The following is a 1,522-nucleotide window of genomic DNA, read 5'->3' as shown; positions in this document are numbered from 1 at the left end:
CCTCACCAGGCACAGCAGACACCGCACCCCGCGTCACCACCACCAGACGCGACCCCGCGAACCGCTCCTCACCCAGCCACTCCTGCAACACCCCCAACGCACGACGCGACACCGACCGCACCTCAGCCGGATCACCCACGCTGGCACCGGCATCCGTGCCGTTCCGGGGAGCGGAGAAGAAGGGCAGCAGCACGTACGCGGGCACGGTCTCGTCGGACGCCACCACGTCAGAGAGGCCGGCATACGGACCCTCGGCCGCTCCTGCGCCTCCGAGAAGGCTCAGCAGCTCGGCCGCGTCAGGGCCCACGACGACCCGCCGGGCGTCTTCCGCCACCGCGACGGACGCCGGCGGCAGAGCCGCCCATTCCACGCGGAACAGCGACTGGTGCGGCAGCCGGCCCCCGGCGGCCACGTCGTCCGGCGTGACCGCCTGGATCGTCACCGCGTCCGCGGTGGCCACCACCTGGCCGGACTCGTCGGCCAGCAGCATCGTGATGCCGTCCGCCGCCGCCGGCGAGAGCCGCACGCGCAGCGTGGACGCACCGGTGGCGTACAGGGACACGCCGTTCCATACGTGCGGAAGCACGACCTGCGTGCCGTCCGCACCGAGCGTCCTGCCGTCCCTCACGTGGAACGCGGCGTCCAGCAGGACCGGGTGAACCCCGTAGCGCCCGGCGTCCGCTCGCTGCTCCTCCGGCAAGCTCACCTCGGCGAAGATCTCCTCGCCTCGGCGCCACGCCTGTCGCAGCGTACGGAAGGCGGGGCCGTGGACCAGGCCGGAGTCCTCCTCCGAGCCCGAGCCCTCGTACAGCGCCGCCACGTCGATCGGGTCGGCGTCCGCCGGGGGCCACTGGCCGAGGCCCTGAGCCGCCGCGTCCGGCGCCGCCGGGGCACCTGACGTCAGTACACCGCGGGCATGGCAGGTCCAGGAGACATCCGAAGCCTCGGAGGCCCCGTCGTCGTGGCGCGAGTAGACGCTGAGCGTGCGGCGGCCGGAGGAGTCCGGTCCGCTCACCGCGAGCTGAAGCTGGACCGCTCCGCCCTCCGGCAGGGTCAGCGGCGTCTGCGGCGTCAGCTCCTCCAGCCGGTCACACCCGACCGCGTCTCCGGCACGCAACGCCAGCTCCACGAAGACGGACGAGGGGAGCAGTGCCGAACCGTAGAGGACGTGGTCCGCCAACCACGGGTGCGACCGCAGAGAGAGCCGGCCCGTGAAGAGGTGCCCGCCGGTCTCCGGCAGCGTCACGGCGGCGCCCAGCAGGGGGTGATCGGCGGACGAGAGACCGGCCGACGCGACGTCGCCCTGACGGTCGAGGGACGGCTCGATCCAGTAGTGCTGCTCCTGGAAGGCGTAGGTGGGCAGATCGACGCGCCGGGCACCCGTGCCCGCGAACACTCCGGCCCAGTCGACCGTCGCACCGCCGACGAACGCCTCGGCGGCGGAGGCCAGGAAGCGCTCCGGGCCGCCCTCTCCGCGGCGCAGCGTACCGACCGCCGTGACGGGCGTGTCGGTGTGTTCCTC

Annotated in this window: 1 protein-coding gene; it reads right to left on the bottom strand. The window is 73.5% G+C overall.

Translation table 11 applies throughout. The annotated features are described in order from the left end of the window. On the bottom strand, window positions 1-1,522 hold a 1,522-nt coding region (locus GTW67_RS18485; protein ID WP_202437389.1), incomplete at both ends, for a polyketide synthase dehydratase domain-containing protein.

It is taken from the genome of Streptomyces sp. SID5910, assembly GCF_009862125.1.
In the GTDB taxonomy this organism is placed as follows: Bacteria; Actinomycetota; Actinomycetes; order Streptomycetales; family Streptomycetaceae; genus Streptomyces.
Note: the sequence above shows the minus strand (reverse complement) of the source record. Positions and strands in the feature narration are given on the sequence as shown.